This window comes from Intestinibacter sp. (genome assembly GCF_022780145.1).
Taxonomy (GTDB): Bacteria; Bacillota; Clostridia; order Peptostreptococcales; family Peptostreptococcaceae; genus Intestinibacter.
In genome coordinates this window covers 1-6,500 of record NZ_JALEXO010000300.1, presented here as the reverse complement: position 1 = coordinate 6,500, position 6,500 = coordinate 1, and the positions used below count along the sequence as shown (strand labels likewise).

Genomic DNA, 6,500 nt, shown 5'->3' with positions numbered 1-6,500 from the left:
ATGAGCCTAAGGTTATATTGATGGATGAACCTGATTCAGGGTTAGATGTAAAAAGCTGTAGAGAACTATATGAGATTTTATCTAAATTAGTCGCAGATAAGGACAGCACTATTTTAGTAATAACTCACAATACTCATATGGCGTGCAAATACCCTTATATAGACGACCTTTTATTTATGGCATCACAGGGTAGAATATGCTTTTATGGAGAAAAGGACGAAGCACTTAAATACTTCAATATAAGTGATTTAGACGATATATACAATGCAGTTGAAAATAACCAAGATCATTTTGTACAAAAGTACAATAATTTAATAAATGGGGGAATTTAAAATATGGGAGTTATAATAAAAAACTACGTAAAAAACTTGAAAAATGAGAAAGCACATTATATATTTATAGGATTTCCTTTGATTATTTCTATATGTGTTGGTTTAACTTTAAAAGGCAAGATGTTTGAAAATTACGCAGAGACTAGATCTAGATTATTTGCAATAGTCTGTATAGCTATATGGATTGGGTTGTTTAATTCAGTACTTGAAATATGTAAAGAGAGATCTAGTATAAAGATGGATTTAGATAGTGGATTTAAAGCAAGTGAGTTATTTATATCTAGATTTTTAGTTCATGCAGTTATATGTTTGTTTCAAGCGATTATAATATTTATAATATGTACAATTTTTGTGGATTTTCCTAAAGAAGGAGCTGTAACTAGTATTTCAGCTGTAGAATATGTACTATCTATATTTTTAATAACATTTAGTGCAGATATTATGGGACTTTTAATTTCTTCACTATGTCCAAGTAACGATATCGCCAATAGAAGCTTACCGTTTATATTGATGGTGCAATTTATATTTTCAGGGCAATTATTTGAGCTTGGAAAGACATTAGATAAGGTATCAAAATTTACTATAAGCAAGTGGGGAATGGATTTACTAGGCTCAATAGGAAATATAACTGACTTGACAGTAGCAATGCCTTTAGAACAGAAAGTGTTAGATGCTTTTGAATATACATCAGCCCATGTAATGCATTTATGGGCAATATTATTATTATTTATAGTAATATTTTCTGTTTTATCTATATTTTTTATAAATAGAATAAAATTTGAGAAAAAATAAAAATAAAGACCTATGAAATGTTTTCAATAATTTTTCATAGGTCTTTTAAATTTTAAGAGGATAATTCTCTTAGATATGTAAATAAATAAATTATAATAATTACTATCAATAAAGGGGTAAAGTGGTCGACATAAAAATCATAATAAGTGTAATTTGAATTTTTATCTATTAAAATATTTGATACTAGATATATTTTGTTAAATTGCAAAAACATGTAAGTAAAAATACCAGCAAAAAGCCCGTGTAAAAATTTTGAGAATATGTACAAGCTAACTTTTATATCTGTTTTACCGATGAAGCTAGAACATTGGGCTAATATAGATAATCCACTAAATGCTATCAAAAAACTGCAAAATGAAATCAAAAGTGTGTAGGATATATTGTCTATTTGACTTAAATTATTACATCCTATAGTCATCTCAAATAATCCACTTATAAATGCCCCTACGATATTTGGTGTAATTTTAAATGGAGCTAAGAAAATACATATAAATCTGGATACGAAGTCTATTATTTTAAAATGATACAGTATTTCAAAAAAAACCGAAAAGATAATTACAAATCCACCTATAGTGAGGAGAGTATTTACTCCATTTACGACTGATTTTCCAAAACATACGAAAAAATCCTCGGACTTTGAGCTGTTGTATACTATTTCTTTGATATCGCTTAAAATATTGTTATTATGGGGGAATTTTTTTTCTCTGCCGTAATTTCTAAAAATTAGTCCAACTGATAAAGCTGCTAAATAGTGGCAAATAAGCATTAAATAGCCGATTTTAGGATTTTTAAGCATGCCAGTACCCACACTTCCAATTATAAATAATGGACCAGAAGTCGAGCAAAAGGATACTAATCGCTGCCCTTCGTATTTAGAAATTTTATTTTCTAATCTTAGATCACTTGCAAATTTTGAGCCCACAGGATATCCAGATACCATGGATATAGCAAAAATAAGTCCCGATTTACCGCTTACATTAAAAATTTTTTGTGTTAGAGGATTAATTAATATGCCGAGAATGTCGACAATTTTTAATGAAGTTATTAAATTAGCTCCTATAATAAATGGTAGAAGGGACGGCATTAGAATATTTATCCAAATGGAGATTCCCTCTTTTGCAGCTTTTATTGCTGTTTTAGGCGCGAGTATTATTCCTAAAATAATAAAGCATACTATTAATTTAGGCGCAAAAAAAATTATTATTTTTTTTAATTTCATATTTTCACCTTGCTTTTAATATTATAATTTATTATATTTTTTATAATAAAAAAATATGATTAAAATAAAATTTTAAATATCAAAATAAAACTATATTTATATATAAAAATATTATTTGCTATATTATTTAAAAAAAACTATAATAATAATATAAGGATAGAGAGGATAAGAAAAATGTTTAATAATATTTCAAATAAAAAAGTTTACGAACAAGTAATAGAACAAATTCAAAATAATATAATGGAGGGGATTTTTAAAAAAGGAGATAAGCTTCCATCAGAAAGAGAGCTATCAGAAAAGATGGGGGTTAGTAGGACTTCTATAAGAGAAGCGCTTAGAGTACTTGAAACAATGGGCGTAGTAGAAAGCAGACAAGGTGAAGGAAACTTCATATGCTCTAATATAGAAAAGTCTTTATTACAGCCTTTATCTATGATGTTTAAATTAAACAACGGTAGCTTCAGCGATATATATGAGCTTAGAAGTATTTTAGAGATAGAATGTGCTAGATTATCAGCTATAAGAGCGACTGATATGGATTGTAGAGAGCTTTTAAGCGTTGTAGAAGAAATGGAACAAGAAACTTTTGGCGAAAATAGATATGAAATTTTGGTGGAATTAGACAAAAAATTTCACAATACTCTATCTGATATAAGCAAAAATTACCTTATTGAGAGTTTATTCTCGACTATATCTAATTTATTTGAAAAATTTATAGAAGATGCTAGATACAAAATAATTTTATTCGATTCAGAACAGGCAAATAAAAGCTTACTGATTCAGCATAAAAAGATTTGTGAATCTATTATCAAAAAAAATCAAGATATGGCGGTAGAAGCCATGAGAGAACACATGGAATATGTAATGGAAAATGCTGTGAAGTAGTTAAAAAAACACAACTTCAGAGAGTTAAAAAATCCTTCTAATTTTCCAATGGTATAATTTTTTTTTATTTTCAAAAAAATTTTTATATTTAAAATGATGTTAATAAATAAACAATTGTTGATTTGAAAAAAAATTTATACTATTATTAAAACATAAGTGGTAATACCACAGACCACTACTGGAACGACCAGTAATACAGGGAGGATAAATTTAATGAATGATTACATGTTATTTGGAATTGCAATGATTCCAGTTTTATGGCTTATAGTATCTTTAGGTTTATTAAAGATGCCGGCGCATAAAACTTGTTCTTTCACAGTAATATTAACCTTGGCTATTGCTATAATCTTTTGGAAGATGAAATTTTTAGATGGAATTACAGCTACCGTAGAAGGTATGGCAATAGCTCTTTGGCCGATACTCTTAGTAATAGTGGCAGCATTATTTACTTATAATTTAGCTGTTGAGACAAAAACAATGGATGTCATAAAGAAAATGTTGTCAAGTATAACAACAGATAAGAGAATCCAAGTTTTAATATTAGCGTGGGGATTTGGCGGTTTCTTGGAAGCGGTTGCAGGATATGGTACAGCAGTTGCTATACCAGCTAGTATATTGGCTTCATTGGGATTTAATCCATTATTCGCAGCAGTTATATGTTTATTAGCAAATACAGTTCCGACTGCATTTGGTGCACTTGGAATTCCAGTTACAACACTTGCTACAGTAACAGGACTAGAAGTAGTTCATTTAAGCTATGTTACATCAATTCAATTAGCAGGATTTATAGTTTTAATACCTTTTTTATTAGTAATACTTACTGAAAAAAGTATTAAAGCTCTAAAGGGGGTATTTGGTATAACTTTGGTATCAGGAATAACGTTTGCTATACCTCAAATATTTATAGCTAAATATTTAGGAGCAGATTTACCAGCGTTAGTAGCAAGTATTTGTTCTATGGCATGTACCATAGTAATGGCAAAACTTATGGATAAGAAAAAGGTGGAAACTAAGGAAGAAGATAAGGTCACTTTAAAGGAAGGAATATTAGCATGGTTACCATATATACTTCTTTGTGCATTGATACTTATAGCAAGTCCTTTAGTACCAAGTATAAATCAATTATTAGCAAAAGCAAGCAGTAATATACATATATACACAGGGGATCCAAGCTCAACAACAGGCTTTACATGGATAAATACTCCAGGTATGATGATAATAATAGCTACATTTATAGCTGGGTTAATTCAAAAGTTAAAAGTAGGATATATGTTAGATGTATTTAAAAGAACAGTTATACAGCTTAAAACTTCATTTATAACTATAATGTCTATAGTTGCAATATCAAAGATAATGTCACATAGCGGTATGACAGGTTCAATCTCTTTTGGATTATGTGCTGTAACAGGAAGCTTTTACCCATTGATATCTCCACTTTTAGGAGCAATAGGAACATTTGTTACAGGTAGTGATACTTCAGCCAATATATTATTTGGAGCATTACAAACAGAAGCAGCTAAATCTTTATCAATAGATCCTTATTGGATAGCAGCTGCAAATACTGCTGGTGCGACAGCGGGGAAAATGATTTCTCCACAAAGTATCGCTATAGCAACATCCGCTACAGGACTTATAGGCAGCGAAGGTAAGATATTATCTACAACAGTTAAATATTGTCTAGGATATGTAGTTATATTAGGACTTATAGTATATTTTGGAGGAGGACTACTTGCTTTGATGTAATTAGTTTAAAAGATAATATAGAGTATAAAAAAATTATAAATTTTAAGGGAATAATTATAAAAAATATGGAGGAAAAGAATATGGCGACAATACATGTACCTTATTCAAAAACAGGTATGGATTTAAATATAGAAGATAAAAATCTTCTAAAGGTGCTTACATCAAAGGCGCATGATTTTAAACCAGACAAAAATGAATCACAATTAGTTGAGGATTCTATGGACAATCCAATAGGATCTAAAAAATTAGAAGAATTAGCAGTTGGCAAGAAAAACATAGTAATAATAACTAGTGACCATACTAGACCAGTGCCAAGTAAAATTACAATGCCGATAATTCTTAGAAGAATAAGAAGTGTAAATAAAGATGCAAAAATAAAAATATTAATAGCTAATGGTTTCCACAGACCTACAACAAAAGAAGAATTAATATTTAAAATGGGTGAAGAAATAGTTGAAAATGAAGAAATAGTAATGCATATATCAACTGATGATTCACAAATGGTAAAAGCAGGTGTCCTACCTTCTGGAGGAGATTTCTATTTAAATAAAGTGGCTTTCGAAGCTGATTTATTGATAGCTGAAGGTTTTATAGAACCTCACTTCTTCGCAGGATTTTCTGGAGGTAGAAAAAGTATATTACCAGGTATAGCATCAGCAAAAACTATAATGTACAATCACTGTAGTGAATTTATAGATAGCGACAATGCTAGAACAGGAATACTTACTGACAACCCTATACATAGAGATATGGTTTATGCAGCAAAAACAGCTAAGCTTGCTTTTATAGTAAATGTTGTCATAGACCAAGATAAAAAAGTAATAGCATCTTTTGCAGGAGATGTAGAAGAAGCACATAAGGTCGGATGCGATTTCGTAACTGAATTATCAAAAGTAGATGCTACACCTGCTGATATAGCAGTAAGTACAAATGGAGGATATCCTCTAGACCAAAATATATATCAAGCAGTTAAAGGTATGACAGCTGCAGAAGCTACATGTAAAGAAGGTGGCGTAATCATAATGATTGCCGCTTGTAACGATGGACATGGTGGACAATCTTTTTATGATAATATAGCGGGCGCGTCTTCACCTAGTGAAATACTAGAAAGAGTAAGAAGCGTAGCAAAAGGCGATACAGTTCCTGATCAATGGGAATTTCAAATATTAGCAAGAATATTAGAAAAATATACAGTAATAATGGTTACAGATGAGTGTGATCCACAAATGATAAAAAATATGCATATGAAACACGCTTATAATTTCGATGAAGCATTAAAACTTGCCTATGAAATAAAAGGTGATGATGCTAAGGTAGTAGTAATACCAGACGGAGTTTCTGTAATAGTTAAATAATGGAGGGGTACAATATGGAAATAGTAATATGTGTTAAACAAGTTCCTGGAACATCAGAAGTAGAAGTAGATCCAGTTACAGGAGTATTAAAAAGAGATGGTGTAGATTCAAAAATGAATCCTTATGATTTATTTGCACTTGAAACTGCTTTAAAAATAAAAAAAGAAAATGGTG

Annotated in this window: 6 protein-coding genes; 5 read left to right on the top strand and 1 reads right to left on the bottom strand. The window is 30.0% G+C overall.

The annotated features are described in order from the left end of the window. Together MR593_RS11320 and MR593_RS11315 are read left to right on the top strand one after the other, a co-directional pair. Positions 1–332 (top strand): AAA family ATPase (locus MR593_RS11320; RefSeq protein WP_331474840.1); only part of this gene is annotated, 332 nt, incomplete at its 5' end. 3 nt (positions 333–335) lie between these two features. Further along, positions 336–1,124, top strand: a complete 789-nt coding sequence (locus tag MR593_RS11315; RefSeq protein WP_290692932.1) for an ABC transporter permease — start codon at positions 336–338, stop codon at positions 1,122–1,124. 52 nt (positions 1,125–1,176) lie between these two features. Here the strand turns inward: MR593_RS11315 and ylbJ are convergent, their stop codons facing one another. Next, positions 1,177–2,343 carry a sporulation integral membrane protein YlbJ gene (ylbJ, locus tag MR593_RS11310; protein ID WP_290692930.1) on the bottom strand — a complete coding sequence of 389 codons (1,167 nt, stop codon included), beginning with the start codon at positions 2,341–2,343 and terminating at the stop codon, positions 1,177–1,179. A gap of 174 nt (positions 2,344–2,517) precedes the next feature. On the opposite strand from ylbJ, the gene MR593_RS11305 reads away from it, so the two are divergent. The 3 genes from MR593_RS11305 to larA all read left to right on the top strand — a co-directional run bounded on the left by MR593_RS11305 (position 2,518) and on the right by larA (position 6,326). After that, positions 2,518–3,228, top strand: a complete 711-nt coding sequence (locus tag MR593_RS11305; protein WP_290692928.1) for a FadR/GntR family transcriptional regulator — start codon at positions 2,518–2,520, stop codon at positions 3,226–3,228. A gap of 213 nt (positions 3,229–3,441) precedes the next feature. After that, a complete protein-coding gene (locus MR593_RS11300; protein WP_290692926.1) occupies positions 3,442–4,971 on the top strand; it encodes an L-lactate permease in 1,530 nt (509 codons plus the stop codon). 80 nt (positions 4,972–5,051) lie between these two features. Then, positions 5,052–6,326: a nickel-dependent lactate racemase gene (gene larA / locus MR593_RS11295; protein WP_290692924.1), complete on the top strand. Its 1,275-nt coding sequence runs from the start codon at positions 5,052–5,054 to the stop codon at positions 6,324–6,326. Positions 6,327–6,500 lie beyond the last annotated feature (174 nt).